The sequence below is a fragment of the Micromonospora sp. MGP-C2 genome (assembly GCF_057766525.1).
In genome coordinates, this window is sequence record NZ_JBYMEN010000002.1 from 5,126,968 (window position 1) to 5,153,410 (window position 26,443).

The window sequence follows — 26,443 nt, forward strand, 5'->3', positions numbered from 1 at the left end:
CGGTGATCACCGGCCGAACGAGGTGGGCGGCAGGTCACGCTCGGTGGTCACGCTCGGGCTTCACCTGCGGAAGAGTCGGGGTTCCCGCTTCGACGAAGACGAACCGCCGGTACGACCAGAATCGGAACAGCGTGCCAAGCCCCGTGCCGACGATGTAGCTGGCCACGTTGTCGGCCAGACGCGTCTGGAACACGGACGGCCAGATGCTGCCGAGCCCGTACCGGCTGAGCGCGAGGCAGGCCACCGCGATGCCGAGGCCGACCGCGTTGAACAGGAAGAACAGCGCGTACTCACGGGCCGGGTTGTTGCGTTGACGGTGTCGCCACGTCCAGAACCGGTTGCCGATGAAGGCCACGGAGGCCGCGATCACGGTGGAGATGGTCTTCGCCGTCAACTCCTCGACGCCGCGACTGCTCGTCAGGTAGTTGAAGAGCGCGAAGTCGATGAGGAAGGCGATCCCGCCCACGGTGGCGAACTTGCTCATCTCGCGGACGAGGTGGCCGAAGCGGTCCAGCAGTTTGCCGACCAGACCCCGTCGGGTCTGCCGGGGTCCCGGTTGCTCCCCGGTCATCGTGGCGGCCACGCAGGGAGCCTACCGGCTGCCGACCAGTCAGAGGGGTAGCAACGGCGAGCAGGCGTGGTCGCTCGAAGGAGCCCGTCACCCTGCGCGAAACCGTTGAACGCAGCGTAACCAATTGGGAGGACTGACGCGCCTCGGAACGGGAATCCACGCACCGGTCGGCGGGGCAGGTCACGGTCCGACCGCAACAAGCGTCCGCCGGGGTGCACAACAAGATTTGCGTGAAACTGCGCGGGAAAGCGGGTATCAGCTCGTGATGCCGCAGCGTGGCCGTACCTTGTGCAGTTCTTCACAACCAGTCCCACTGACTCGGAAGGCTGCCCGGTTTACGCTGAGGCCAATCCCAGGTTTCCACGAAGGCGACGCATCGCGCCGCTGAGTCTCGTGCATCCCATAGATCGGTCAGCGTCGACCACAAGGAGATGTGTCATGGTTGCTCCGGCTGTTGTGCGGGGTATTGATCAGGCCCCGACGTCCCATCCGAAACTGCTCGCCTGGGTCCGTGAGGTCGCGGAACTGACCACCCCCGATCGTGTGGTCTGGGTGGACGGGTCCGACGACGAGTGGCGCCGCCTCACCGACGAGCTGGTCGAGGCCGGAACGCTCATCCGGCTGAACCCGGAGAAGAAGCCCAACTCGTTCTACGCGCGTACCGATCCGACGGACGTCGCCCGGGTCGAGGAGCGCACCTACATCTGCTCCGTCGACGAGGCGGACGCCGGCCCCACGAACAACTGGATGTCGCCGCCGGAGATGAAGCGGACGATGACCGATCTCTACCGCGGCTCGATGCGCGGTCGGACGATGTACGTCATCCCGTTCGTCATGGGCCCGGTCGAGGCCGAGTCCCCGATGTTCGGTGTCGAGATCACCGACAGCCCGTACGTGGTCGCCTCGATGCGGATCATGACGCGGATGGGCGCCCGGGTTCTCGAGGCGATGGGTGACGACGCGGACTTCGTGCACGCGCTGCACTCGATCGGCGCCCCGCTCGCGCCCGGCCAGCAGGACGTCGCCTGGCCGTGCAACGAGACGAAGTACATCTCGCACTTCCCGGAGACCCGGGAGATCTGGTCGTACGGCTCGGGTTACGGCGGCAACTCGCTGCTCGGCAAGAAGTGCTACTCGCTGCGGATCGCGAGCGTGATGGGCCGGGACGAGGGCTGGCTCGCCGAGCACATGCTGATCCTCAAGATCACCTCGCCGGAGGGCAAGACCTACCACATCGCCGGCGCGTTCCCCTCGGCCTGCGGCAAGACCAACCTGGCCATGGTCGAGCCGACCATCCCGGGTTGGAAGGTCGAGACGATCGGCGACGACATCGCCTGGATGCGGTTCGGTCCGGACGGCCGCCTCTACGCGGTCAACCCGGAGTACGGGCTGTTCGGTGTGGCGCCCGGCACCGACTGGAAGACCAACGCCAACGCCATGCGCACCCTGGACCGGGGCAACTCCGTCTTCACCAACGTCGGCCTCACCGACGACGGTGACGTCTGGTGGGAGGGCATGGGGGAGCCGCCAGCGCACCTGATCGACTGGAAGGGCAACGACTGGACGCCGGAGAGCGAGGGCCTCTCCTCGCACGCGAACAGCCGTTTCTGCACCCCGATCACCCAGTGCCCGATCCTCGCCGACGAGTACTTCGACCCGAACGGCGTGCCGATCGACGCGATCCTCTTCGGTGGCCGCCGCAAGGACACCATCCCGCTGGTGACCGAGGCCCGCGACTGGGTGCACGGCGTCTACATGGGTGCCACGCTCTCCTCGGAGACCACCGCTGCCGCGTCCGGCGCCGTTGGCGTGGTCCGGCGTGACCCGATGGCGATGCTGCCGTTCATCGGCTACAACGCCGGGGACTACTTCCGGCACTGGATCGAGATGGGCAAGGGCACCGACGGCGACGAGGCGAAGCTGCCGAAGATCTACTACGTCAACTGGTTCCGTAAGGACCCGGAGGGTTCGTTCCTCTGGCCGGGCTTCGGGGAGAACTCCCGGGTGCTCAAGTGGGTCGTCGAGCGGATCGAGGGCACGGCTGACGCGGTCGAGACGCCGGTGGGTATGGTTCCCGCACCCGACGCGCTGGACGTCGAGGGCCTGGACATGACCCCGGAGGACGTTCGGATCGCCCTGAAGGTCGACCCGGACGAGTGGCGCAACGAGCTGCCGATGATCACCGAGTGGTTCGAGAAGTTCGGTGACAAGCTGCCGGGCGTGCTCTGGGCCGAGCTGGACGCGCTGCGCGCGCGCCTCGACGCCGCACAGCCGCAGCGGTAGGTGTGAAGAGCGCCCCCTGCGGGCAACATCGGATCCCATGAGGAGGACGGCCGCCGAGACCCAGGTCCGGCGGCCGTCCGCCGTCCGGGTGCTCACCATCCTGCTCGCGACGACGGCGGCGGCCACCGTCGTGGTCGAGCTGCTCAACTGGTGGTACGCCCCGGAGCAGGGTTTCGGGCTGGCCGTACGGACCGGCTGGGCGATGCTGCGCTCGTTCGGTTTCCTGCTGTTGATCGGGCACGTTCGGAAGGGCCGGACGGTGGCCCGCCCGTTCGGGCTGATCCTCGCGGTCACCACGATCTTCGCCGTCGGCCGGCTCATCGTGCCTCGGCAGGGGGTGCCGCCGCTGCCCGGCCTGCTCGGCTTCGCGATCCTCACAGCGCTCTGTGCCGCAGTGGTCTGGCTGCTCTACCGCTCGTCGGCGTTGGCCGGGCACCTGGTCCGGCACCGTCCACGCCTCGTCATCGACCGGGAGGGCATCTCCTGGCGGGAGACCCCTCCACGCCGACCGCAGGCCAGCGCCTGGCTGCTGACCAGCCGGGTGGCGGCGTTCACCTACAGCCCGCTGATGCTGGTGCCGGCCCTGGTGGCCGGGGGTTCCATCCTGGACGGGCGGCTGACCGCGGTGCCGGCCGTGCTGCTCTGGTTCGGTGCCGGCATCGCCGCCAGCTACGCGGTGCTGTTCTGCACCGCGTTCCTGATGCGGGGCAAGGACTGGGCGCGTGGGCTGCTGGTCGTCGTCACTGTGGCCGTACTCGCGGTGGACCTGCCGCTGTGCTGGTGGCTGTTGGGCTTGGACGGCCTGGTCCGCGACGGCGGCCCACTGCTCGCCGCGGCTGGGCTGGCCCTCTACGGCCTGCGCCGCGCTTCCCGCGCGGACGACGTCACGCCGGCCTGACGGCGGCGCCATCCCGCGCCCGGCTGGCCGCCATCCCTCAGCTCTGACCAGGTAGTGACAGCCGCTGTAGAGCTGCCCCAGATATGGGGCGACCCGCGCTGAAGTGGCGACCCGCGCTGAAGTCGCTCCCGCTCCGGCTCCGCTCCGGCTCCGCTCCGGCTCCGCTCCGGCTCCGCTCCGGCTCCGCTCCGGCTCCGCTCCGGCTCCCGTGTCCATGCCGTCCAGGCTCTGCCCGATGCCCCACATTCGGGGCAGGTCTACAGGCTGTTGGACAGATGGGCCCGCCTCCGCGCGGCGCTCATGCTTCCCGGCATGAGCGGCCTCTTCTGGCCACGCCCGGACTGCTCGCGCCTGCCGCTGGCGGCGTTCGCGTTCCTCACGGCAGGAAGTCAGCGCCGTGCGGGTGCGGCCCGCACGAGCGGACAGAGGGCAGGATGGCGGGTGGCGTCGGTCACAACGGTCGGCGCGGGTGGATCGTCGGGGCGGTGCGGGGACGGGCACAGCCGCATCGCGTTGGTCGGAGGGAGGCGCGGTGAGCGACGAGTTCGACGTGGTGGTGGTGGGAGCGGGGCCGGCCGGGGCGGCCGCCGCGCTGACGGCGCGACGGGCGGGTGCCAGTGTGCTGCTGCTGGACCGGGCCGACTTTCCCCGGGACAAGGCGTGTGGCGACGGGATCGCCGCGCATTCGGTGGACGTGCTCGCCGAGCTGGGGGTGACCGAGGCGGTGGAGGGTTACGCGCCGCTGCCCGCGCTGCGGATGATCGCGCCGGGCGGTGGCGCCGTGGCCCGGGCGCTGCCCCGACCCGCGTACACAGTGCCTCGGGAGGTTTTCGACGCGCGTCTGGTGGCGGCCGCCGTGGCGGCCGGCGCCCAGCTGCGCCGGCACACCGTGCGCCAGGTCGAAGCGCGCGCCGACCGGGTGGTGCTCGACGGCGAGTTGTCCGGCCGGGTGGTGGTGGGCGCGGACGGCGCCGGGTCGGTGGTCCGTCGGGCGCTCGGCCACCCGCAGAATCCCGACCGGCACCTGGCGCTGGCCATCCGGGGGTACGCTCCGGCGCTGCCCGGCCCGTCCGAGCAGCTCATCGTCACCTCGAAAGCCCGCTGGCCGGCGTACGCCTGGTCGTTTCCTATCGGTGACGGGCGGGCCAACGTCGGGTACGGGGAGGTGCTGCGCGGTGAGCCGTTGAGCCGGGCGTACCTGCTGGACCGGCTGGCCGCGCTGCTGCCCGGCACCGACCTGGCGACGGTGACCGCGTTGCGCGCCCATCACCTGCCGCTGTCCACCCACCGGCCGTCACCGGGTCAGGGGCGCACGCTGCTGGCCGGGGACGCGATGTCGCTGATCAATCCGTTCACCGGGGAGGGCATCTTCTACGCGCTGCTCTCCGGTGCGCTGGCCGGGGAGGCAGCGGCCCAGGCGCCGGAGACGGCTGCCCAGCGCTACGCCCACGGGTTGCGCCGCCGCCTCGGCACCCACCTGCGACACAGCTCGGTTGCGGCGTGGCTGGCCCGGCGGCGTCGGGTGGTGGATGCGGCGGTCCGGGCTGCCCGCCGGGACGACCGGGTGTTCTACGACGTGGTCGAGCTGGGGCTGGGCGACGGACGCCTCACCGCTCGCACGCTGGCAATGATCGGGATCGGTCTGCCCGGCGGGGATGGGGCTCCGAGGCAGTGATCTGGTCGAAGGGTCGCTACGCTGCTAGGTGATGACGCTGCGGAACCTTATCTACTCCGTCTACGAGCGCCGGCTCACGGCGAAGCTCGCGGGTAAGCCGGTGCCCCGACACGTCGGGGTGATGTGCGACGGCAACCGCCGTTGGGCGAAGGAAATGGGCTTCGTCGACCCGAACGACGGGCACCGGGTCGGCGCGGCGAAGATCAAGCATGTGCTCGGCTGGTGTGACCAGGCTGGCGTCGGGCACGTCACCCTCTATCTGCTGGCCACCGACAACCTGCGCCGTCCGGCGAGTGAGCTGGACCCACTCCTCAAGATCATTGAGGACCTGGCGGTGGAGTTGGCGGAGGAGGGCAACCCCTGGCGGCTGCGCATCGTCGGGGCTCTCGATCTGCTGCCGGCGCAGACCGCAGCGGCGCTCAAGGGCGCCGAGGAGCGCACCCGTGAGCGCACCGGCGGTGCGGAGGTCAACATCGCGGTGGGGTACGGCGGTCGCCGGGAGATCACCGACGCGGTCCGTTCGCTGCTGCTGGAGCACGCGGCCACCGGCGGCACGCTTGAGGAACTGGCCGAGGTGCTGGACGTCGAGCACATCGCCGAGCACCTCTACACCCGTGGCCAGCCCGACCCCGACCTGGTCATCCGCACGAGCGGCGAGCAGCGGCTGTCCGGCTTCATGCTCTGGCAGTCCGCGCACTCGGAGTTCTACTTCTGCGAGCTCAACTGGCCGGATTTCCGGCACATCGACTTCCTGCGGGCCCTGCGCTCGTACGCCACCAGACAACGCCGCTACGGCGTCTGAACGGGCGGCGACAGAGCTGTCGCCGCCCGACCGGTCAGGGCAGGCGGGTCAGTGCTCGGGTGAGGAAGTCACCCAGCGCAGCCGGGGACTCGATCGTCAGGTCGGCGGCGTTCGCCACCTCCTGACCGGTCTCCGGGTTGGCCACGGCCACGCAGACACCGACGAAGTCCGGGTCGGCGGCGGCGCGGGTGCGCAGCGCCGCGAAGGCCTTGATGTCCGAGACGTCGTCGCCGAAGTACCAGGCGCCGGTCGCACCCTTGATCGCTTCGCCGATCACCATGCCCTTGTCCCGGTCGACCGGAGGCTTGAGCTCCAGCACCATCCGCCCGGCCTGCACCCGCAGCCCCAGCCGGTCGGCCTGCGCCTGCCCCCACTGCTGCACCGTGGAGCCGAGCTGCGGGGCGGTACGCCAGTGCAACGCCACGGAGAGCCGCTTGAACTCGACCAGCGTGCCGGGCGGCAGCTCCGCCCGGGCCTGATCGGCCAGCTCCTCCATGGTCGGCACCCAGGGCAGCGCGGCCGGCTCGGTGACGGTTTCCCCGCCGCAGTGGCTGTGCTCCAGCCCGTAGAGGCCGTAGAGGTCCACGCCGGTGAGCCCGCCGAGCTGGTCCCGGAGGAACTCGACGGGCCGGGCGGACACGATCGCGACGCGCTGCACGATCGGGGCCAACGCCTCGATCGCGGCCAGCACCTTGGGCGCCGGGCGCACCGCGGTCGGATCGTCGTCGACGGGCGCGAGCGTGCCGTCGAAGTCGAAGAAGAGCACGGTCCCGGCCGCCCGGCTGGCGGTAATCCGCCAGGCCTGGTCGGCGTTCAACGGGGTTCTCGGCTGCTGATTGCCCAGATTCAACGGCGGCACGCGCGTCAGCGTACCCCGGCGATGGGGGCTCATTCCTGGCCGAGCGGACCCGTTCGGCGGTACGAGATCAGCGTTCAGCGGCTCCTCGTCCGCGCCGGCCGAACGGCACCACCGCCGCCTCCTGGCCATGGCTCAACAGGTAGCCCTCCACGAACCCGGTATTGCGATCACCGGTGTGGTTCTCGATCTCGTTGAGCCGTGCCACCAGAAACTCGGTGAGGGCGCTGATCCGGTTGTCGAGGCGCTCGTGCAGCTCGGCGACGACGGCCAGGACGACCGCGGTGCCGGCGGTGACGAGCGCAAAGAGATTGACGAGCAGCGGAAGCTGCCCACCTTCGACCGCGAGGGTCACCACGTTGCCGGTCGCCCACAGTGTCAACGACACCGTTGCGACCACGACTGCCAACCACTTCAGGGTCATGGACAGACCCCTCCTTCTGTCCCGCAGGGCTAGGTTCGGCCTTGTCCCGTCCCCCCGCCGATGACGAGCCCAAGCAGTACGAATAGGGACGCTAGCGTGCCCGTTCCTGCCCCGGAGGTAAACGAATGAACCCGACCAGGCGTTCTTTCGCTATCTGAGGAACTACCCTGCTTGATTGCCCCTTTTTCGGACATCGACCGGCAACGTTGGGCGGTATGCGAGATATCTGATGGTTTCCCGGATGTGGAACTTCTCCGCGTCCGACACGTTCGGGTCGACCAGGCGGCGCAGTAGCGCCTCGACATCGGGGTCCATCGGAGGGGCGGGTTGACCCGTGCGGGGGCCGGCCGTGGTGCGGTCCCAACCGAGCGCGGCGAAGGCGGCGGCCGGATTCAGCCCGAGGCCCTCGCAGAAGGCGACCACCCGTTCGGCTTCCGGGTCGCTGGCCCAGTCGCCCCGGACCCACCGGTTGATGGTCTGCCGGGAGACGCCGGTGCGCCGGGACACCTCGGTGCCACTCCAGGCCCGGGTCGCCCGTGCCTCGTCCAGGGCGCGTCGGACGAAGGTGGCGAAGGCGATCTTCCGCGCATTGGCCGTCTCGGTCACCCCGTGACGGTACGGCCAGCCTGCGACGGGCGCGCGCGCCGCCTCGCCACTGTCACGCAGACGTGACGGGATCTTCGGGTTTCCGGTAAACGATTCAGCTTCACTGTTGAGGGGTGCCACGCGGGCAGAATAGATGCCCGTAGTGGCGAAGGTAAGCGGACGAAAAGCTGATACTGTCACGCCCATGGGACAATCTACGGTGTGTCTCGTGCATGAGACGATTGGTGCTCACATGCGTCACCCCTCCGGTGCCAAGGGGGTGTGGTGACCGAGCTCGCCACCCGCGCCCAGGCCTTCGGGCTGATCGCCGAGGGAGTGGCTGCGGGGCTGACCGCCCCCTGGCGCCTCTACCTGGCCCGAGGCTGCCGCTACCTGTCGCTGAGCGTTGGCGATCGCATCGAGTGGAACGCCTGGCGTACCCATCTCGGCTGCCCTGAGCTGAGCGTTCGCGTCTACGACGCCGGCGGTGAGATCCGCAGGTCCTCGGTGGCCGAGGTCGTGCTGGACGGCTGCCGGATCAGCGTCGAGCTGGTCGAGGAGGTCAGCACCGACGACCTGGACCGGCTGCTCGTCGCGGATCCCACCACCATCGAGCCGGAGGAGCGATGACCTGCCGTCCTGGCCGGGCCGGAGCTGCCCGATGAGCCCTTTTCTCGCGGTCTTCCTCGTCCTGGTGCTCGGTGCCACCAGCTATGCGGCTGGCCGGCTGCACGGGCAGCTCAGCTACCGCATCGGCTACCGCTTCGGTTACCGGCAGGGCTACTTCGACGGTGACCGGGGCGCCTGGAACAGGCGTCGCCGCGACGCTCAGGCGGCGATCGCCTCGGCCCTGTCGGTCGCCCCGGCGAGCGTGACCCGATCGGCCAGCACCGTCGCCCGCCCGGGCACCACGTACACCGGCTCGTCGTTCACCGCGCCGGCCGCCCCGATCACCGGGCGGCACCCGACCGGCACGCTCGTCCGACGCACCGGTTGAGGTCGGTCGGCGGGCGTACACCCGCCGACCGACGCCACGAGCGCGGTGCGTCGTCCGCGGCGGACACGCACCGTCGGGCCCCGTCAGACCGGTGACGGTGGCCCCACCGGCCGGGATGCGCGCAGGGGGCATGCATCCCGGCCGGTTCCGCCGCGTCCACTGCCGGCATCCGCGCTGCTGAGGGGCCAGGCCAACCGGTGTGCGCACACCCGACTTGGGAGATCCACGTCCGACCTCTAGCCGGAAGGGTCCGGCGGGGCTAGCGTCTAGGCATGGCACGGGGTTCTCCCGAGCCAGCCGGTCCGCCCGGATCTGCGACCTCGCGCATGGGGTTCCGCATCCGACCCCGTGTCCCCGGGCACCGGAGGAGGCGGAACACGGGTGGCGGGTGCCCATCCGTCGGAGCAGGCCTGTGACGACTCGCCGTACCACCGCCGGTGCCGACCAGACCCCGGCCGCGACTGCCACGACCCGCCGCGCCACCAGGAGCCGCCGTACGGCGGCCGCCGCGCCGGCCGACCCGAAGGAGCCGCGACCAGCCGGCCAGGCCTTTGTCCTGGACACGTCCGTGCTGCTCTCCGATCCGGCGGCGTTCCACCGGTTCGCGGAGCACGAGGTGGTGCTGCCCCTGGTGGTCATCACCGAGCTGGAGGGCAAGCGGCACCATCCGGAGCTGGGCTGGTTCGCCCGGCAGTCGCTGCGGATGCTCGACGACCTGCGGGTTCGACATGGTCGACTCGACCAGCCGGTGCCGGCCAACGACGTCGGCGGCACCCTGCGTGTGGAGCTCAACCACACCGACGACGGGGTGTTGCCTCCCGGTTTCCGCACCGAGAGCAACGACGCCCGGATCCTCTCCGTCGCGCTCAACCTCGCCGGCGAGGGTCGGGAGGTGACCCTGGTCAGCAAGGACATGCCGCTGCGGGTCAAGGCGGCCTCGGTGGGCCTGCGCGCCGACGAATACCGCCACGGTCAGGCCAGCGACCCGACCTGGACCGGCATGTCCGAGATGGATCTGACCGATGAGCAGATCGGGTCGCTGTACGCCGGCGAGACGCTCGACCTCGACGAGGCGGCCGGGCTGCCCTGCCACACCGGCCTGGTGCTGCACTCGGGGCGTGGTTCGGCGCTCGGCCGGGTGCTGCCGGACAAGTCGGTCCGGTTGGTCCGGGGCGACCGGGAGGCCTTCGGGTTGCACGGCCGCTCGGCCGAGCAGCGCATCGCCCTCGACCTGCTGCTCGACGAGTCGATCGGGATCGTGTCGATGGGCGGTCGGGCGGGCACCGGCAAGTCGGCGTTGGCGCTCTGCGCCGGGCTGGAGGCGGTGATGGAGCGCCGCCGGCACAAGAAGGTGATCGTGTTCCGCCCGCTGTACGCCGTTGGTGGCCAGGAGTTGGGCTACCTGCCGGGCTCCGAGTCGGAGAAGATGTCGCCGTGGGCCCAGGCGGTCTTCGACACGCTCGGCGCGGTGGTCCACGAGAACGTGCTGGAGGAGGTCACCTCGCGGGGCATCCTCGAGGTGCTGCCGCTGACCCACATCCGCGGGCGCAGCCTGCACGATGCCTACGTGATCGTGGACGAGGCCCAGTCCCTGGAGCGCGGGGTGCTGTTGACCGTGCTGTCCCGGATCGGGCAGGGCTCCCGGGTGGTGCTCACCCATGACGTGGCCCAGCGGGACAATCTGCGGGTCGGCCGGCACGACGGGGTGACGGCCGTCATCGAAGCGCTCAAGGGCCATCCGCTCTTCGCGCACGTCACGCTCAGCCGTTCGGAGCGGTCGCCGATCGCCGCGATGGTGACGGATCTTCTGGAGGACATCCCGATCTGATGGAGTTTATGTAGGGGTTTGTCCGCATTCTAGGTGTGGCACAGATCACAAACAGGTCGGTTGGTTTCCCATCAGCCTCACTGTGCGCAATCGTGTCCCACGAGCGTCCACGCACCATGAGCATCGTTGATGATCGTTCGTCCTGGGATGGGCGGCATCGGCGGCGGTCGGTGCGTCGGCGCGACCGGCAACCGGTCGGGGCGCTCGTGGCACGGCTGACGGCCCACCTGTGGCCAGCCGCGCCGCGTCCTTGCCCCCGACGAAGGGACCACTTCGTGAGTCGGCTGTGGAGCCGGTTGGGTGCCCGTACAGCCGCCGTGGCGCTGCTCTCCGTGGGCGTAGCCGGCGGCTTCTATCTGGGCGAAGACCGTGAAACCCAGCAACAGGGCCTGACCGAGCAGGTCAGCGTCGAGGTCGACCGGGCCGATTTCGCGTACCAGCGCGAGCGGCAGTCGGCCCACCAGGTGAAGTTCGCCCAGCAGCGGGCCGCCGAATACCAGGCCAAGCTGCGTGCGGCGCAGGCCGCCAAGGAAGCCGCCGAGCGGGCCCGCAAGGCCGAGGCCGCCGCGGCGTCCCGTAAGCGCGAGCGCGAGGCCGCCGCCAACACGCCCGCCAAGCCGTACACCGGGCCGATCCCGGCGTCCTGCGAGGAATACAGCGGCAACCGCAAGACCGGCTGCGCCATGATGATCGACGCCGGCTTCGGTATCTCCGAGTTCCCCTGCCTGGAGAAGCTCTGGACCAAGGAGAGCGGCTGGAACCACAAGGCCGCCAACTCCTCGTCCGGTGCGTACGGCATCCCGCAGGCCCTGCCGGGCAGCAAGATGGGCACTGTCGCCTCCGACTGGCGGACCAACCCGGCCACCCAGATCAAGTGGGGGCTGGGCTACATCAAGGGCAGGTACAAGACGCCCTGCGGTGCCTGGGGTTACTTCCAGAGCAACGGCCACTACTGACGACGTCGACGGCGGGGCAGGTGGGCGACCACCAGCCCCGCCGTCGCGCGTACGCCGGGCTGCTCGGACGGGACGCGAGTGGCGGTAGGCCGATTTTGCTGATAGCAGTTGTACGGTGACCCTGCACCCGTCAAGCGGCGACCCCTTCCGGTTCGGCACCGAGGCGTTCTACGCCGCGCTCGGCCGAGCCTTCGTCGCCATGTGTGCGGTGGTCCCGTTCCTCTTCCTCATCGAGGCCGTCGACCAGGGTCTCGCGTTCGGCCTGGACGCCACCGCCGGCATCATCCCGCAACGCATCGACGGGCTGGACGGGGTCTTCTTCTCCCCGTTCCTGCACCACGGCTTCGACCACCTCTACAGCAACAGCATCCCGCTGATCCTGCTGGGCACGTTCGTCCTGGCCGCCGGAGCCCGCCGGTTCCTCTGGTCGACCCTGGTCATCATCCTGGTCAGCGGGCTCGGCGTCTGGTTCACCGGCTCACCCAACTCGGTGGTGGTCGGCGCCAGCGGCGTCATCTTCGGCTACCTGGGCATCCTGCTCACCCGGGGCATCGTCGAGCGCAGCTGGTGGAACTTCGCCGTCTTCCTCCTGGTCGGCCTGCTCTACGGCTGGCAACTGGTCGGCATCCTCCCCACCGACGAGCGGATCTCCTGGCAGGGTCACCTGTTCGGGCTGCTCGGCGGGGTGGTCGCGGCGATCCTGTTCCGCCGGCGGCGCCCGGCCGTGGACGGGCCGGACTACTCGGGTGACACACTCCGCCTGCCCTGACCGATTCCCCGGCGCGCCTCTGGGACATGCTTGCCGGACCGTCATCGCCCGCCTACGGTCGAGATCAGCAAGCGTTGATCCGTGAGCGGAAAGCGACGGTACGCCATGCGTGAGGTCGATGTCGCCGTGATCGGGGCCGGCCCGGCCGGTCTCTTCGCCGCGTACTACGCCGGGTTCCGGGGGTTGTCGGTGGCGGTGATCGACGCGCTGCCGGAACCGGGCGGCCAGGTCACCGCGATGTACCCGGAAAAGTTGATCCTCGACGTGGCCGGCTTTCCCGCCGTCAAGGGTCGCGACCTGGTGGCCAACCTGGTCGCCCAGGCAGCCCCGTTCAATCCGCAGTACCTGCTCGGCACACGCGCCGAGAAACTCTCGTACGCCGATGGGCGTCCGGTGCTCGGCCTGGCCGGCGGCGAGCAGCTCGGCTGCGGCGCGGTCGTGGTCACCGGCGGGCTCGGCAGCTTCAGTCCTCGGCCGCTGCCGTGCGCCGACGGCGCCCCGGCTCGGGGATCGTCTACTTCGTCACGGAGCCCGCCGAGTTGGCCGGCCGGGACGTGCTGATCGTCGGTGGCGGCGACTCCGCCTTCGACTGGGCGCTGGCGCTACAGCCGTTGGCCCGTTCGGTGACCCTGGTGCACCGACGGGAGAAGTTCCGGGCACACGCCTCGACGGTGGCCCGGGTGCTGTCGCTGCCGGTGCGGGTGGTGGTCAACGCCGAGGTCAGCCGACTGATCGGGGACGGCACGGTGACCGGCGCCGAGGTGACCGTACGCGGTGGTGCGGCCGAGACGCTGCCGGTGGACGTCGTGGTGGCGGCCCTCGGCTTCACCGCCGATCTGGGGCCCCTCGCCGAATGGGGGCTACAGCTCGACCGCCGGCACATCCTGGTGGACAGCGCGATGGCGACGAACCTGCCGAGGGTCTTCGCGGCGGGTGACATCACCGAATACCCGGGCAAGGTCCGGCTGATCGCGACCGGCTTCGGCGAGGCCGCCACGGCGGTCAACAACGCGGCCGTGGCCATCGACCCGAGCGCGCACCTCTTCCCCGGGCACTCCTCCGACGCCGGCTGACCCTCGGTACCGGAGACAGACCGGCTCGTGTCCGGATCGAGACGGGCGCCTGGCGCTTCGCGGTCAGCGCCTGGCGGGTGGCGCCAGCGCGGCGATCAGCACGGCCACCATGGTCAGCGCGGCCCCGAGCAGGGTGTTCAGGCCGGGGTGCGAGGCGGCTGTGGGCGAGACCAGGTCCAGCAGGACCGCCCCCACGATCTGGCCGGCGATGGTGGCCAGACCGAGCAGCAGGACCCCGGTGAAGCGCACGATGGCCGCCGCGATGGCGATGAACACGATGCCGATCGGCCCGCCCAGATAGAGCCACGGCTCGGTGGGGAGGTGACCGGTCGGCCAGCCGCGCACCGCGAGGTCGATCGCGAACGCCACGAGCAGGGTGACCGTGCCGACGAAGAAGTTGACCAGCGTGGCGGTCAACGCGCTGTCGGCCGCCGCCCGGACCCGGCCGTTGACCGCCTGCTGCCAGGCGGTGCCCACCCCGGCGATCAGGGGCAGCAGGGCCAGCGCCAACATGCCCGGGTCCTTGAGTCGGTCACCGACCGCGAGGCCGACCGCCAGCACGGTGAGCACCGCACCGGCGAGCCGTTGTCGGGTGACCGGCTGCCGGCCCGTCGGTCCGATCCCCGCCCGGTCCACGGCGAGGCTGCTGCCGCTCTGGCCGGCCACCACCGCCACGGTGAAGACGGCCACGCCCAGCGAGCCGATGGTCAGGCCCTGGGAGGCCACCAGGAACGCCCCACACATGCCGCCGAGGCACTGCCACGGCCGCAGCGCGCCCCTCGCGAGCGCGCCCCGCAACGCGGCCAGGCCACGCCGTCCACCGGGGGTGAGCGGCACCAGCACCAGGAGCACCACCAGGCCGCCGCCGAAGGAGACCACAGCGGCCGCGAAGCCGTCGGCCAGGCGTTCCCCCAGCTCGCCGTTGATGCGGGACTGCACCGCCACCGCGACCCCGGAGATCGATGCCAGCGCGACACCGATGATCCGGCGGGCGGCGGACAGGACCGGTGGGGTCGCTGTGTCGGTGATGGTCACTCCTGTTCGGCCAGCGGACGACCGTCGAAGTCGATCGCGGAGTAGAGCGCCAACTTCTCCAACCGGTGGTACGAGTCGATCACCCGGATGGTGCCGCTCTTCGAGCGCATCACGATCGACTGCGTGTACGCGCCGCCGGCCCGGTAGCGCACCCCGCGCAGCAGATCCCCGGAGGTGACCCCGGTCGCCACGAAGAAGCAGTTGTCGCCGGTTACAAGATCATCGGTGCTCAGCACCCGGTCCAGGTCGTGCCCGGCTGCGATCGCCTTCTCCCGCTCCTGCTCGTCGCGCGGCCAGAGCTTGGCCTGCATCGCACCGCCCATGCACTTCAATGCGCAGGCGGAGATGATGCCCTCCGGGGTGCCGCCGATGCCCATCAGCACGTCGACATCCGACTCGCCCCGGGCGGCCGCGATGGAGCCCGCGATGTCACCGTCGGAGATGAACCGGATGCCCGCCCCGGTCCGGCGGATCTGCGCGACCAGGTCGTCGTGGCGGCTCCGGTCCAGCACGCAGACGGTCACCTCGGAGACGTCGGTGCCCTTGACCTTGGCGATCCGGCGCAGGTTCTCCGCCACACCGGCGTTGATGTCGATCACGTCGGCGTACACCGGCCCGACGGCGAGCTTTTCCATGTAGAACACGGCGCTGGGGTCGAACATCGCGCCGCGCTCGGAGACGGCCAGCACCGCCACGGCGTTCGGCATGCCCTTGCTCATCAGCGTGGTGCCGTCGACCGGGTCGACGGCGACGTCCACCTCCGGGCCGGTGCCGTCGCCGACGTGTTCGCCGTTGAAGAGCATCGGGGCGTTGTCCTTCTCGCCCTCGCCGATCACCACCACGCCGCGCATCTGGATCGAGTTGATCAGCTTGCGCATCGCGTCGACAGCGGCTCCGTCGCCGCCCTCCTTGTCACCCCGGCCCACCCAACGGCCGGCGGCCATCGCCGCGGCCTCGGTGACCCGGACCAGGTCGAGGGCAAGGTTTCGGTCGAGATCCTGTGGGATCCGCGTCCTGGTGTTCGTCATGACGGCTACTCCTCCTCGCGACGGTGCGGGGACGACCGACGTCGGGGAGGCCCCCACTGCCGGCTTTGTCGCTGATCCTCACACGATGGCCGACCCGGGGTCGGCGCGGGGCGGTGATGGCCCGGATACCGCCGGTCGGGCGGCTGCGAAGATGGTGGGGTGGAACCTGCACAGCCAGCCGACCGCGTCCCCGCCGACCGCACGCCGCCCGACGGTCAGCCGCCGGTCGACGTCCCCAGCGGCCCCGGTGGTGAACCCGCCGCGACCGATCCGACGCCACCGCCTCCGCTGAAGTCCGGCAAGTCCGAGCGCTCGCCGAAGGACATGGCGATCTCGTTGCTGGTGCTGCTCGTCCCGATCGCCCTCCTGCTGGCGTTCTACCGGGGATTTCTCGGCGGCGACGAGCCCACCACAGTCGATCCGGCACCCGCGATCGAGCAGGCCCGGTCGGCGAACGTGTTTCCGGTGAGCCAACCGGAGGGCCTCGGCTCCGACTGGTCGACGGTCAGCGCCCGCTACCAGACCGTCGAGGGCGGCGCGAACCTGCGGCTCGGCTACCTCACGCCGGAGGGGCGGGGCGTCCAACTCCTGCAGAGCAACGTGCCGGCGGAGCGGTTGCTCCCCGCGGAGCTGACCAGTCAGGGTCAGCCTCAGGGCCCCACCGAGCTGGGCGGGCGCACCTGGCAGCTCTACACGGCCCGGGGAAACCAGCAGGCACTCGTGCTGCTGGAACCGACCCGGACGGTGATCGTGATCGGCGATGCCCGGGACAACGAACTGCGCGAACTGGCCGGCTCGCTGCGCTGAGCGAGCTGGGTCGATCGACGGCCCTGGTGGTGGCCGGAAAGGGCAACCGGACAGAAGGGTGATTGTCCGACCCGTCAACAGGGAACAGAGAGGGAGTGATCCGGGCGCGCTGCTCGGCCCGGGTCGCGCGGCGCAGCCGACGGTGCTGCTGCGTCGCCCGGTTTCCGGCGCCGTCCAGGTCGTCGGGTGACCCTCTTGGGAGACACGCATGACTGTTCGACGACTCGGCGCCGGCCTGGTAGCCGCCGCTCTGTTCACGCCCGCCCTGGCTGCCTGCGGCGACGGGACGACCGGCAACGCCGGATCGACCGCGTCCCCGACGGCGAGCTCCTCCGTCGCGCCGAGCGCGGCCAGCGGTACGCCCGTGCCGGGCGATGCCAAGCAGGCACTGCTCGACTCCACCAAGGAGATCAGCAACGGCAACTTCCGGTTCGCCCTCACCGCCGTCGGCTCGACGGTGGAGGGGCAGGTGCACCAGCCGAGCCAGAGCGCGGCCATGAAGATCGCCATCGGTGGGCCCTCGTCCGACCTGGCGATGAAGCTCGACGTGATCCACTACAAGCCGGACAGCTGGGTCAAGCTGGAGCTGACCGGCCCCACCGCCAACAGCCTGCCGGCCATCAAGCAGCTCAACCTCGGTAAGTACCAGCACCTGGACCAGGCCCGGATCAAGGGCAACCGCAACCTCGGCTTCGACTTCGACAAGGTCGACCCGGCCGGCAGCGCGGTGCTGACCCAGGGCATCACCGAGGTACGCAGCACCGGCACCGGCGCGTACGCCGGCACCATCGACGTCACCAAGGCCGCCGAGGCGGGCTCGCTGAACGCCGCCACGATCGCCGCGCTGGGCACCCAGGCGAAGACGGTCCCGTTCACCGCGAAGGTGGACCCGCAGGGCCGCCTCAGCGAGCTGGTGTTGCAGTTGCCGGCCGCCGGGCAGACCGCCGCCCAGGAGATCAAGATGACGTACTCCGACTACGGCACCGCCACCGCCGCGCAGAAGCCGCCGGCGGACCAGGTCGTCGAGGCGCCGGCCGAGCTGTACAGCCTGTTCAACTGACGTACGTGGGTGGGGGCGGCTCCGGCCGCCCCGCCCGCGGTCAGGAAGCGGGCTCCTGCCGGGCAGCGTCGATCCGTGCCCGCGCGCCATCCAGCCACCGTTGGCAGATCACCGCCAGTGCCTCGCCGCGCTCCCAGAGCGCCAGCGACTCCTCCAGGGACGTGCCGCCGGCTTCCAGCCGCTCGACCACTGAGGCCAACTCGGCGCGGGCCTGCTCGTAACTGAGCCGCTCGTCCGGCCCGGCCTTCGTGTCGTCGCTCATCCGTACCATCCCATCACACCGGGCCCGGCGACGTCGCAGGCGCTGGTGCACGACGTGCGGCCGACAGTAGCTGGTTGTCCAGCCGACACCGCCGAGGAGCGCTCGTGGTCCGACGTGCCGGTACGTTCCGATTGCTCAGACAAGCTGCTGGGCGGACGGGTTTCGCCGAGGTGAGGGTGAAGATCGGCTGGGACCGCGCGGGTCAGCCCGGGGTGGTCTGGAGGGTCGACCCGCTGGACGACACGTCTGTCCAACCTGAGCGGGACCCCGAGCTGGCCCGGGCGGCGGTGGAAGGCGCCATCATCGGGCTGCGCGCCATCGCGGCGATGGGATTCGACGTTGCGTCTACAACGGTTCACCTCACGTGGATCGGGATGAACGTGGTGGATACGGAAGCCACAGCGGTGAGAGCAGCGGCTTGTGCTGCCACCGCGGATGCCTTCGGCCTGCTCGATCGATTCGAGGTGTCTGGTGATGCCCAGGGGTGGCGGTGCGAACCGACACGGCAGTGAGCAGACCAGGCGGACCCCTTCTGTCAGCCGTCGACGGTGGCGGCCAGCTCGCCGTCGGCCAGCCGTACCCGCAGCGGGTCGCCCTTGCCCACCTCGGCCGCCGCCCGCACCACGTGCCCGTCGGCGCGCTGCACGATGGCGTACCCCCGGTCGAGGGTGGCGGCGGGGGAGAGGGCGCGCAGCCGGGCGAGGGTGTGCCGCAGCTCGTCGTCGGCGGCGGCGAGCCGGTGGTCCAGGCAGCGTCCGGCCCGTTGCTGCATCGCGGTCAGCTCGGTGGCGCGCTGGTCGACCATCACCTGGGGCCGGGCCAGCACCGGCCGGGAGCGCAGCAGGTCGAGGCGGTGGGTCTCCCGGTCGACGAGGTTGCGGACCGCCCGTTGCAGCCGGGAGCGGGCCTGGCCGATGAGGCGTACCTCCTCGGTGAGGTCGGGGACGATCCGCTTGGCCGCGTCGGTGGGGGTGGAGGCCCGCAGGTCGGCGACGTAGTCGATCAGTGGCGCGTCGGTCTCGTGGCCGATGGCGCTGACGACCGGGGTGCGGCAGGCGAAGACGGCCCGGCAGAGTGCCTCGTCGGAGAAGGGGAGCAGGTCCTCGATGCCGCCACCGCCCCGGGCGATGACGATCACGTCGATGCTCTCGTCGGCGTCGAGCACCTTGAGCGCCGCGACGATGTCGGGCACCGCGGCGGGTCCCTGCACGGCCACGTTGACGGTGCGGAACTCCACAGCCGGCCAGCGCCGCCGCGCGTTGGTCAGCACGTCCCGCTCGGCCGCCGACGCGCGACCGGTGATCAGCCCGATCCGGCCGGGCAGAAACGGCAGCCGACGCTTGCGAGACCGGTCGAACAGCCCTTCGGCGGCGAGCAGCTTCTTGAGCTTCTCCAGCCGGGCCAGCAGCTCACCGAGCCCCACCTGGCGGATCTCGTCGGCGCGCAGGCTCAGCGTGCCCCGGGCGGCGTAGAACTCCGGCTTGGCGTGCAGCACCACGCGGGCGCCCTCGCGTAGCTCCGGCGCGCCGGCGTCCAGTACGTCCCGGTTGGTGGTGACGGTCAGGCTCAGGTCGGCCGACGGGTCACGCAGGGTGAGAAAGACGGTGCTGGCCCCGGGGCGGCGGCTGATCTGCGCCACCTGCCCGTCCACCCACACCCAGCCCAGCTTGGCGATCCATGCCCCCACCTTCTGGCTGACCACCCGCACGGGCCAAGGCTCCTCCGCGCTGCTCCGCGCCCCCTCGGTCACCCGCCCACCCTACGGACCCCTGCGGTGATCAAGAAGTTTGCGTCAGCATCGGGCGCGTTTCTGACGCAAACCTCTTGATCACCGGGTCAGTACGGGGGTCGTGGGCCGGTGGCCGTGGGGGAGTCGGCACGTACGATGGACGGGTGACTGAGGCTGAGGCGACTCCCCGGACCGGCAAGCGCGTGCTCCTGGCGAAGCCGCGCGGCTACTGCGCTGGCGTCGACCGTGCGGTGCAGACCGTCGAGGAGGCGCTGAAGCTCTACGGCGCCCCGATCTACGTGCGCAAGCAGATCGTGCACAACAAGCACGTCGTGCAGACCCTGGAGGCCCAGGGTGCGATCTTCGTGGAGGAGAACGAGGAGGTGCCGGAGGGGTCCACCGTCATCTTCTCCGCGCACGGCGTGGCTCCCGAGGTCTACGAGCAGGCGAAGCAGCGCTCGCTGAAGGCGATCGACGCGACCTGCCCGCTGGTCACCAAGGTGCACCACGAGGCGAAGCGGTTCGCCGCCGAGGACTACGACATCCTGCTCATCGGGCACGAGGGGCACGAAGAGGTCATCGGCACCGCCGGTGAGGCCCCCGCGCACATCCAGCTGGTGGACGGTCCGGACGGCGCCGACAAGGTCACCGTCCGCGATCCGGAGAAGGTGGTCTGGCTGTCCCAGACCACGCTGTCGGTCGACGAGACGCTGGAGACGGTCGCCCGGCTCAAGCAGCGGTTGCCGCTGCTCCAGTCGCCACCCAGCGACGACATCTGCTACGCCACCTCCAACCGGCAGCACGTCGTCAAGGAGATCGCCCCCGAGTGCGACGTGGTGATCGTCGTCGGCTCGACGAACTCCTCGAACTCGGTCCGCCTGGTCGAGGTCGCCGTGGACGCGGGTGCCCGTGCCGGTCACCTGGTCGACTTCGCCCACGAGATCGACGACGCCTGGCTGGAGGGGGCCACCACGGTCGGTCTGACCTCCGGCGCGAGCGTGCCGGACGACCTGGTCCAGGACGTGCTGACCCACCTCGCCGCACGGGGCTTCGCTGACGTCGAGGAGATCACCACCGCCAACGAGCGGCTGATCTTCTCGCTGCCGCAGGAGCTGAAGCGGGACATGAAGGCCGCGGCGGTGCGCGGCTGAACACGGGAACGAACTCGGACCGGCGTACGTCAGATCAGCCATGAGGACATTTCGGCTCGCCGTTCCCGTGCTGGCCGTCTGCGTGGCGCTGAGTGCCTGCGGCAGTCAGGACACCGGAGGCGGCACACCCAGCCCGACCCCGACGGGAGCGCAGCCGGTGACCAGCCAACCCACGCCCGACCCGACCGCCCTGCCGCCGACCGTCGATCCCACCCCGCCCTCGGGGCCGAAGACTCCGAAGCCACCGAAGCCCGGCGGGCCCAGCACGCCCCCGGGTGTGGGTGCCACCACCCTGACCGGCACAGTGCAGGGCGGCGTGGAGCCCAACTGTGTGCTGCTCGACGGCTACCTGCTCGTCGGCGGTCCGCGTGACGTGCTGACGCCCGGTGCGCGGGTCGAGGTCACCGGTCGGGCCGAGCCCGGCATGATGACCACCTGCCAGCAGGGCACCCCGTTCGTCGTGACGGCCGCCCGCCCGACCTGACACCTCCGAACGCGAAGAAGCCCGCCCCGAACTCGGGGACGGGCTCCTTCGGTGTTGCGGACGGATCAGTTCACGGCGACGGCCGGTGCGGTGAACGTGCCCAGCGAGGCGGACGCACTCTCACATGCCTGACTAGCGGGCCGAGACCTCGCCGGCCGGGTCTGCCAGCTCAGGCGCCTGCGGCTGCCGGGGCGCCAACTCGACCTGCGCGGGCGTCGCCAACTCCTCGTCCGACACTCCCAGCTCGGCGAGCTTTCGGGCGCTGACCAGCACCCGCGCCTCCAACGAGCCGACCGCACGGTTGTACGCCGTCACGGCGCCGGCCAGCGACGACCCGAGCTTGCCGACGTGATCGCCCAGAGTGGAGAGCCGCCCGTACAGCTCCCGGGCGAGGGTGTGCACCGCGAGGGCGTTGCGGGCCAGTGCCTCCTGCCGCCACGAGTAGGCCACAGTGCGGAGCAGGGCGACCAGTGTGGCCGGTGTGGCCAGCACCACGTTGCGGGTGAAGGCGTGCTCCAGCAGTGACGGGTCACGTTGGAGGGCGACGTCGAGGAACGGGTCGGCGGGCACGAACAGCACCACGAAGTCGGGCGAGTTGTCGAACGCCGACCAGTACGACTTGGCGGCCAGCGCGTCGACATGCCCGCGCAGGTGGCGGGCGTGCGCGTCGAGGTGGGCATCCCGGCCGCGCTCGTCGCGAGACTCCATGGCCGTCAGGTACGCGTCGAACGGCGCCTTGGCGTCCACCACCACCGACCGGCCGCCGTGCAGCCGGACCACCAGGTCGGGGCGGACAACCTGCCCGTCGTTGTCGGCGGTGACCTGCTCGGAGAAGTCGCAGTGCTCCAGCATCCCGGCCGCCTCGACGATCCGGCGCAACTGGTGCTCGCCCCAGCGGCCCCGCACCTGTGGTGCCCGCAGCGCCGCCACCAACTGTTTGGTCTCGGTGCGCAGCTCACCGGAGACGGCGCTCATCGAGCGCACCTGCTCGCGCAGCTCGGCGTACGCGTCGACCCGGTCGTGCTCCAGCTCGGCCACCCGCTGCTCGTAGCGGCGCAGGGAGTCGTGCAGCGGGGCGACAGCGCGGGCCACCGCCTCCTGGGACTGCGCGGTCGCCTCGTAGCTCAGGGCCCGCATGGACTGCTCCAGCCGGCCCTCACCCTCTCGGGTGGCGGCCAGGGTGGCATCGAGGCGGGCGATGTCGGCCGCCGAGCGGGACCGGGCCGCGAGCCAGCCCACCGCCCCGCCGGCGCCGAGGCAGACGATCACCACAAGCAGCGTCGAGACGTCCATCACCGGAGCTTGCCAGACGGATATGACGTGACACCCGGGGGTACGTTCGATGACATGGAACTTGTGCTCTGCCTCGCTGTCGTGCTGGTCGGCGCACTGGGCGCCGCAGCGCTCATCCGCGCCCAGTCCGGCGCCCGCAGGCGTACCGAGCTCGGCGACGCCCGCGCGGAGGCGCAACGGTGGTACGAGCGGCTCGGCGGCCAGTTGATGAACCTGCAGGGCGAGGAGCCGGCGGTCCGCCAGGCGCTGGCCGACGCCGGTGAGCGCTACAACGCGGCCGGCTCACAGCTGGAGCAGGCGCGTACGCCGCACCAGTTCACCCTGGCTCGGGAAACCGCCCTGGAAGGGCTCGCGTACATCCGGGCGGCGCGTACCGCGTTGGGCATCGACCCGGGCCCCGAGGTGCCGGCGCTGGCCGCCGCCCGTGGCGTGGGCCAGCTCACCAAGGAGCGCGAGGTCGACGTGCAGGGGCAGACGTTCCGGGCCGGCCCCCAGCCCGGCCGGGAAACGCCCTACTACTACCCGGGTGGGCGTTATCAGGGTCGGCCGGTGCCGGCGGGGTGGTATTCGACGCCCTGGTGGAAGACGGCGCTGGGTGCCGGCGCCGGTGTGCTCGGCGGCATCCTGATCGCCGACGCGCTGTTCTCGCCCGCCTTCGCCGATCCCGGCTACGGCTACGACGCCGGCTACCAGGAGGGCTTCGGTGACGGCGTCGACCAGGGCGGGGACGGCGGCGACCAGGACTTCGGCGGCGGCGACCAGGGCGGCGGCGATTACGGCGGCGGCGACTACGCGGGCGGCGATTTCGGTGGCGGCGACTTTGGTGGCGGCGATTTCGGTGGCGGCGATTTCGGTGGCGGCGATTTCGGCGGCGGCGATTTCGGCGGCGGCGACTTCTGACCGTCCACTGATGCGTGAAAACAGGCCCCGGTCTCAGCGACCGGGGCCTGATTTCGTTCGGTCGATCAGCCGGTGTTGCGCATTCCGGCGGCGATGCCGTTCACCGTCGTGAGCAGCGCCCGCTCCAGGGCGGTGCCGTCGCTCGGCGCGCGTCGGCCACCCGGAGCGGTGGCCACCGCCCGCCCGGCAGCCCCGGACTCCCGGTACTGCCGCAGCAGGGCCACCTGGAGGTGGTGCAGCGGCTCCAGGTAGGTGTCGCGGACGGCCAGGGTGCGCTGGAGCACCGGCGAGTTTTCCAGCAGGGCCGGTGAGGCGGTGACCGCCAACAGCTCCCGCTTGGTCAGCTCGTACTCCTGCTCGATCTGCTCGAAGATCGGGTGCAGCTTCTTCGGCACCAGCGTCTCGACGTACCGACGGGCGATGCTCAGGTCGGTCTTGGTCACCATCATCTCGACGTTCGACAGGAACGTGCGGAAGAAGTGCCAGTTGCGGTGCATCTCGGCCAGCACGTCAGCCAGCCCGGCCTCACGCGCGGCGGCCAGGCCGGAGCCGACGCCGAACCAACCCGGCACGATCTGCCGGGTCTGCGTCCAGCCGAACACCCACGGGATGGCCCGCAGACCGGACAGGCCCGCGCCGGTGTTCGGGCGCTTCGCCGGCCGGGAGCCGATGTTGAGTGCGCCGAGCAGCTCGGTGGGGGTGGACGCCCAGAAGTACGCCGGCAGGTCCGGGTCCTCGACGAGCGACCGGTAGGAGCGGAACGCGGACTCGGAGACCACGTCCATGGTCGCGTCCCAGCGTTCCAACATCTCGGCCGGTTGCCGCGGTGCGGTGTGCAGCAGGGTCGCCTGGAGCACCGCCGCGAGGGTGAGCTCCAGGTTTTCCCGGGCCAGTGACGGCAGGGTGTACTTGTCGGAGATCACCTCACCCTGCTCGGTCACCTTGATCGCGCCGTCCATCGTCCCGTACGGCTGGGCCAGGATCGCCTCGTGCGTCGGCCCGCCGCCACGACCGACCGTGCCACCCCGGCCGTGGAACAGCCGCAGGTGCACCCCGTGCCGGGCCGCCACGTCACGCAGCGCGCGCTGCGCCCGGTGGATCGACCACTGGCTGGTGGTGATCCCGGCTTCCTTGTTGGAGTCGGAGTAGCCGAGCATGACCTCCTGCACGTCGCCGCGGGCGCTCACCAACGCCCGGTACGCGGGCAGCGACAGCAGCTCGTCGAGGAGCTCACCACCGGCGTTCAGCTCGGCCGGGGTCTCCAGCAGCGGCACGAACCCGACCCGGGCCCGCCCACTGTGCACGTCCACCAGGCCGGCCTCGCGGGCCAGCACCACGGCGGCCAGCACGTCGTCGACACCCAGGGTCATCGAGATGATGTACGACTCGATCACCTCGGAGCCGAACCGGTCCTGCGCCTCCCGGATGGTGCTGAACACGTCGAACGTCTTACGGGCCGGCTCGGACAGCGCCGTGTCGAGGGTGGACAGCGGCCGACGGCCGGTCAGCTCGTCGGCGAGAAGCTTGGTGCGCTCCAGGCGGGTCAGCGCCGGGTAGTCGGAGACCTCGCCGACGGCCTCGTAGAGTTGGGCGAGCACCGCGTGGTGCGCCTCGGCGTGCTCCCGGACGTCCATCGTGGCCAGGTGCAGGCCGAACGCGGACACCGTACGGATGGTGGAGGCCAGCCGGCCGACGGCGGTGAGCTGCCCGGAGTTGCGGGCCAGCGAGGCGCGCAGCAGATCCAGGTCAGCGATCAGCTCGGCGGAGCCCCGGTAGTCCCGACCCGGCACGTGCGCGGTGCCCTGGCGCAGCCTCTGCCGGGTGTTGGCGAGCTTCGCCTTCACGCAGCGCGCCTTGAGCCGGTACGGCTCCTCCGCGTTGACCCGCCGGAACCGCGTCGCCACCTCGGGCAGCGCGTCCAGGTCAGCGGCGAGGCTGGCGGAGAGGTCCAGGGAAACCCCGCGCAGCCGGCGGGAGACCGACACCTCGTTGATCAGATGGTCCATGGCCTTCTCGGTGGCCGCGATGCCGTGCTCGTGCTGGATGGTCAGCACCTCACGGGTGACCGCCGGGGTGACGAACGGGTTGCCGTCGCGGTCACCGCCGATCCAGGTGCCGAAGCTCAGCGGCCGGGCCGTCGGTGAGGTCTCCACACCGAGGGTGCGCAGCGTGTCGGCCAGGTCGTCGAGCACCTGCGGGGCGGCCTCGGCGTACAGGTCGCGCAGGTAGTAGATGGCGTTGCGGGCCTCGTCGGTCGGGTCCGGCCGGTCGAGCCGCAGCTCGTCGGTCTGCCACATCAGGTCCAGCAACTCGGCCAAGCGGCGGTTGGCGGGGCCCTCGTCGCTGGCGCCGTAGAGGATCGCGTTGGCGGTCTCGGTGTCCAACTCGTCGGCGATCGCCCGCAGCTTGGACAGGATCGAGCGGCGGGCCGCCTCGGTGGGATGCGCGGTGAAGACCGGACGGACCGCCAACCGGCGGGCCGCGTTGGCGATCTCCTCGGCGGGCACCCCGCGCTCGGCGATCATCTTGGCCGCCTGGTCCAGCCACCCGCCCTGCACCGCGCGGCGGCGGCGCAGATCCCGTGCGCGGTGCACCTGCTCGGTGATGTTGGCCAGGTGGAAGTAGGTGGAGAAGGCCCGCGCAAGCTTGGTGCCGGTGGTCACGTCGAGCCCGCCGAGGCGCTGGGCGGCCGCCGGTGCGTCGGTGCGGACCTGGGCGCGGATCTCCTCGACGAGGTCGAGCAGTGGGCGACCCTCCTGGCGGGCCAGGGTCTGCCCGAGCAGGGTGCCGAGCCGGCGGATGTCGGCACGCAGCGCGGCATCCGGGCCGTCGTGGTCATGCTGATCGGTCACGGTGCGCTCCCTTACGTGGGTACGAAGGACAGCGCTGTCCGACTCACCTGGATGGTATCCGCGTGCACCGGATGTCTGGAGGACCCCCGGGCGATCCAGTGCCCCTGGAACGGTGTTTTCGGACG

The 26,443-nt window shown here is 70.8% G+C and carries 25 protein-coding genes and 1 pseudogene; 16 read left to right on the forward strand and 10 right to left on the reverse strand.

The features are described 5' to 3' along the window. Positions 1-34 precede the first annotated feature (34 nt). Entirely contained in the window at positions 35-571 is a 537-nt protein-coding gene (locus AC3CF1_RS23655) for a GtrA family protein (RefSeq protein ID WP_396679316.1), read from the reverse strand. Between the two features lie 438 nt (positions 572-1,009). Between AC3CF1_RS23655 and AC3CF1_RS23660 the strand changes: the two genes are divergently transcribed. From AC3CF1_RS23660 to AC3CF1_RS23675, 4 genes are all read left to right on the forward strand, one after another. Continuing rightward, positions 1,010-2,854, forward strand: coding sequence for a phosphoenolpyruvate carboxykinase (GTP) (locus AC3CF1_RS23660; protein ID WP_088946203.1), 1,845 nt, complete (start codon positions 1,010-1,012; stop codon positions 2,852-2,854). A gap of 37 nt (positions 2,855-2,891) precedes the next feature. Beyond that, a complete protein-coding gene (locus AC3CF1_RS23665; protein ID WP_488451280.1) occupies positions 2,892-3,752 on the forward strand; it encodes a hypothetical protein in 861 nt (286 codons plus the stop codon). Positions 3,753-4,284: 532 nt separating this feature from the next. After that, entirely contained in the window at positions 4,285-5,427 is a 1,143-nt protein-coding gene (locus AC3CF1_RS23670) for an NAD(P)/FAD-dependent oxidoreductase (RefSeq protein ID WP_354983462.1), read from the forward strand. A 31-nt stretch (positions 5,428-5,458) separates the two neighbouring features. After that, entirely contained in the window at positions 5,459-6,229 is a 771-nt protein-coding gene (locus AC3CF1_RS23675) for an isoprenyl transferase (protein ID WP_088946206.1), read from the forward strand. A gap of 34 nt (positions 6,230-6,263) precedes the next feature. Here the strand turns inward: AC3CF1_RS23675 and otsB are convergent, their stop codons facing one another. The 3 genes from otsB to AC3CF1_RS23690 all read right to left on the reverse strand — a co-directional run bounded on the left by otsB (position 6,264) and on the right by AC3CF1_RS23690 (position 8,115). Further along, a complete protein-coding gene (gene otsB / locus AC3CF1_RS23680; RefSeq protein ID WP_488451281.1) occupies positions 6,264-7,088 on the reverse strand; it encodes a trehalose-phosphatase in 825 nt (274 codons plus the stop codon). Positions 7,089-7,155: 67 nt separating this feature from the next. After that, a complete protein-coding gene (locus tag AC3CF1_RS23685) occupies positions 7,156-7,509 on the reverse strand; it encodes a hypothetical protein (protein ID WP_099850529.1) in 354 nt (117 codons plus the stop codon). Between the two features lie 162 nt (positions 7,510-7,671). Next, positions 7,672-8,115, reverse strand: coding sequence for an XRE family transcriptional regulator (locus AC3CF1_RS23690; protein WP_088946209.1), 444 nt, complete (start codon positions 8,113-8,115; stop codon positions 7,672-7,674). 264 nt (positions 8,116-8,379) lie between these two features. Here AC3CF1_RS23690 and AC3CF1_RS23695 point away from each other — a divergent pair, with 264 nt between their 5' ends. From AC3CF1_RS23695 to AC3CF1_RS23720, 6 genes and pseudogenes are all read left to right on the forward strand, one after another. Then, entirely contained in the window at positions 8,380-8,724 is a 345-nt protein-coding gene (locus tag AC3CF1_RS23695) for a hypothetical protein (protein WP_088951461.1), read from the forward strand. A gap of 31 nt (positions 8,725-8,755) precedes the next feature. Beyond that, positions 8,756-9,091 (forward strand): hypothetical protein, encoded by a 336-nt coding sequence (locus tag AC3CF1_RS23700; protein ID WP_088946210.1) that lies wholly within the window; start codon positions 8,756-8,758, stop codon positions 9,089-9,091. Between the two features lie 412 nt (positions 9,092-9,503). Continuing rightward, positions 9,504-10,919: an RNA 5'-3' helicase PhoH2 gene (phoH2, locus tag AC3CF1_RS23705; protein ID WP_354983464.1), complete on the forward strand. Its 1,416-nt coding sequence runs from the start codon at positions 9,504-9,506 to the stop codon at positions 10,917-10,919. 275 nt (positions 10,920-11,194) lie between these two features. Beyond that, complete coding sequence (locus tag AC3CF1_RS23710) at positions 11,195-11,875, forward strand: aggregation-promoting factor C-terminal-like domain-containing protein (protein ID WP_354983465.1); 681 nt, start codon at positions 11,195-11,197, stop codon at positions 11,873-11,875. Between the two features lie 115 nt (positions 11,876-11,990). Beyond that, a complete protein-coding gene (locus tag AC3CF1_RS23715) occupies positions 11,991-12,644 on the forward strand; it encodes a rhomboid family intramembrane serine protease (protein WP_099850536.1) in 654 nt (217 codons plus the stop codon). Positions 12,645-12,749: 105 nt separating this feature from the next. After that, positions 12,750-13,717 (forward strand): annotated as a pseudogene (locus AC3CF1_RS23720) (NAD(P)/FAD-dependent oxidoreductase). A gap of 63 nt (positions 13,718-13,780) precedes the next feature. Here AC3CF1_RS23720 and AC3CF1_RS23725 read toward each other — a convergent pair. Next, positions 13,781-14,746, reverse strand: coding sequence for a DMT family transporter (locus AC3CF1_RS23725; protein ID WP_488452123.1), 966 nt, complete (start codon positions 14,744-14,746; stop codon positions 13,781-13,783). A gap of 2 nt (positions 14,747-14,748) precedes the next feature. Beyond that, positions 14,749-15,780, reverse strand: a complete 1,032-nt coding sequence (glpX, locus tag AC3CF1_RS23730) for a class II fructose-bisphosphatase (protein WP_088946216.1) — start codon at positions 15,778-15,780, stop codon at positions 14,749-14,751. A 159-nt stretch (positions 15,781-15,939) separates the two neighbouring features. Here glpX and AC3CF1_RS23735 point away from each other — a divergent pair, with 159 nt between their 5' ends. Further along, positions 15,940-16,587 carry a DUF4245 domain-containing protein gene (locus tag AC3CF1_RS23735; protein WP_099850541.1) on the forward strand — a complete coding sequence of 216 codons (648 nt, stop codon included), beginning with the start codon at positions 15,940-15,942 and terminating at the stop codon, positions 16,585-16,587. A 208-nt stretch (positions 16,588-16,795) separates the two neighbouring features. After that, on the forward strand, positions 16,796-17,647 hold the full coding sequence (locus AC3CF1_RS23740; RefSeq protein ID WP_088946218.1) for a hypothetical protein: 852 nt from the start codon (positions 16,796-16,798) through the stop codon (positions 17,645-17,647). 40 nt (positions 17,648-17,687) lie between these two features. Here the strand turns inward: AC3CF1_RS23740 and AC3CF1_RS23745 are convergent, their stop codons facing one another. Then, positions 17,688-17,909, reverse strand: coding sequence for an exodeoxyribonuclease VII small subunit (locus AC3CF1_RS23745; protein WP_141907898.1), 222 nt, complete (start codon positions 17,907-17,909; stop codon positions 17,688-17,690). Positions 17,910-18,085: 176 nt separating this feature from the next. On the opposite strand from AC3CF1_RS23745, the gene AC3CF1_RS23750 reads away from it, so the two are divergent. Continuing rightward, positions 18,086-18,421 (forward strand): hypothetical protein, encoded by a 336-nt coding sequence (locus AC3CF1_RS23750; RefSeq protein ID WP_488451282.1) that lies wholly within the window; start codon positions 18,086-18,088, stop codon positions 18,419-18,421. Positions 18,422-18,444: 23 nt separating this feature from the next. On the opposite strand, the gene xseA is transcribed toward AC3CF1_RS23750, so the two are convergent. Then, positions 18,445-19,659 (reverse strand): exodeoxyribonuclease VII large subunit, encoded by a 1,215-nt coding sequence (xseA, locus tag AC3CF1_RS23755; protein WP_354983467.1) that lies wholly within the window; start codon positions 19,657-19,659, stop codon positions 18,445-18,447. Between the two features lie 143 nt (positions 19,660-19,802). Here xseA and AC3CF1_RS23760 point away from each other — a divergent pair, with 143 nt between their 5' ends. Together AC3CF1_RS23760 and AC3CF1_RS23765 are read left to right on the forward strand one after the other, a co-directional pair. Then, positions 19,803-20,789, forward strand: coding sequence for a 4-hydroxy-3-methylbut-2-enyl diphosphate reductase (locus tag AC3CF1_RS23760; protein WP_488451283.1), 987 nt, complete (start codon positions 19,803-19,805; stop codon positions 20,787-20,789). Between the two features lie 40 nt (positions 20,790-20,829). Continuing rightward, positions 20,830-21,273: a hypothetical protein gene (locus AC3CF1_RS23765; RefSeq protein WP_088946221.1), complete on the forward strand. Its 444-nt coding sequence runs from the start codon at positions 20,830-20,832 to the stop codon at positions 21,271-21,273. Between the two features lie 132 nt (positions 21,274-21,405). Here the strand turns inward: AC3CF1_RS23765 and rmuC are convergent, their stop codons facing one another. Then, on the reverse strand, positions 21,406-22,566 hold the full coding sequence (rmuC, locus tag AC3CF1_RS23770) for a DNA recombination protein RmuC (RefSeq protein WP_354983470.1): 1,161 nt from the start codon (positions 22,564-22,566) through the stop codon (positions 21,406-21,408). A gap of 54 nt (positions 22,567-22,620) precedes the next feature. Between rmuC and AC3CF1_RS23775 the strand changes: the two genes are divergently transcribed. Next, complete coding sequence (locus AC3CF1_RS23775) at positions 22,621-23,466, forward strand: hypothetical protein (protein ID WP_488451284.1); 846 nt, start codon at positions 22,621-22,623, stop codon at positions 23,464-23,466. A gap of 65 nt (positions 23,467-23,531) precedes the next feature. On the opposite strand, the gene ppc is transcribed toward AC3CF1_RS23775, so the two are convergent. Beyond that, on the reverse strand, positions 23,532-26,318 hold the full coding sequence (gene ppc / locus AC3CF1_RS23780; protein ID WP_355160262.1) for a phosphoenolpyruvate carboxylase: 2,787 nt from the start codon (positions 26,316-26,318) through the stop codon (positions 23,532-23,534). Positions 26,319-26,443 lie beyond the last annotated feature (125 nt).